Below are 1187 nucleotides of genomic sequence, written 5' to 3'. Positions count from 1 at the left end.
TTAGGGCTGCTCGCCCTTATCCTCGGGTTAAGCCGTTGCCACAAAGAGGACACAGTCGCCGTCGTGCCGGCTCCAGCCTCGAGCAAAGTAATAGCGCAGACCCCGAATGCGCTAAAATCGGCAGCATTGGTCGGCACGTCTGGTCTTGGTGCGTATCTGGGCGGCACGGAAGCGACGCCACGTACTTTCACGTTTGAGAAGCTAAACTTCTATACAGCCAAGAGCGACATTCGTGCGGCTGATGCGGCAGAGGTCGATCAAGTCGCGATGGCTTTGAAGCAGTATCCAACCTCTCATATCCGGATCGCCGGCTATGCGGACTCGCGCGGCAGCGATGCGACTAACATGGCGCTCGGCAAGGCTCGCGCTGAGAGCGTCAAGGCGGCGCTTGTCAGCAAGGGCATCGATGCCGGGGGGATCGAGACCGTCTCGGGCGGTGCAACCGACCCTGTCGACACCAATACGACGGCAGGCGGACGTTTCGAGAACCGCCGTACCGAACTCGTCGTGACGGCGAGATAAGCAACCCTTTCCTATCCAACGTTTATCAAGGAGAACATCATGTCCAGCACCATCACTGCCCTGTTCGACAATCGCGCCGATGCCGAAGCCGCTAGGGAGCGGCTGAAAGCTGCACAGGTCGACGTCGATCACATCCACATCCATGATAAGACCAGCGCGGGCTATAACGCGACTGGCTATTCGACCCATCAGGACCGCGGAATGTGGGATTCGATCAAGCATGCGTTCCTTCCCGATGAGGACCGCCACACTTATGAGGAAGGCGTTCGCCGGGGTGGTGTGCTGCTGACTGCTGACGTCGAAGACGCGCACGTTGATGAGGCCGTCAAGGTTCTGGAAGATGCCAATAGCGTCGATATCGACGACCGCTCGAGCGAGTGGCGTTCGTCCGGCTGGGATCATCCGGCAGCGGGTGCAGGGGCAGCGGGTTTGGGTGCACTTGGTGGCACCACCGCGCACGATACGAACCGTACTCACGACCTGGAAGGGGCGCGTGAGGAAGTTGTTCCGATCGTTGAAGAGCAGCTCGTTGTCGGCAAGCGCGACGTGGACCGGGGCGGCGTGCGCGTGCGCTCCTACGTCACTGAAACGCCCGTTCATGAGCAGATCCGTCTGCGCAACGAGCAGGTGCATGTCGAGCGTCGTGCTGTTGATAAGCCCCTTTC

Annotated in this window: 2 protein-coding genes; both read left to right on the top strand. The window is 60.1% G+C overall.

Annotated features, from left to right (window positions below):
• Positions 1–522: OmpA family protein (locus RH91_RS19200; RefSeq protein WP_232283602.1), on the top strand; the 522-nt coding region annotated here is incomplete at its 5' end.
• Positions 523–561: 39 nt separating this feature from the next.
• Positions 562–1187 (top strand): DUF2382 domain-containing protein (locus RH91_RS19195; RefSeq protein WP_010164886.1); only part of this gene is annotated, 626 nt, incomplete at its 3' end.

The organism is Sphingomonas sp. PAMC 26617 (genome assembly GCF_000242835.1).
GTDB lineage: Bacteria > Pseudomonadota > Alphaproteobacteria > Sphingomonadales > Sphingomonadaceae > Sphingomonas.
Note: the sequence above shows the minus strand (reverse complement) of the source record. Positions and strands in the feature narration are given on the sequence as shown.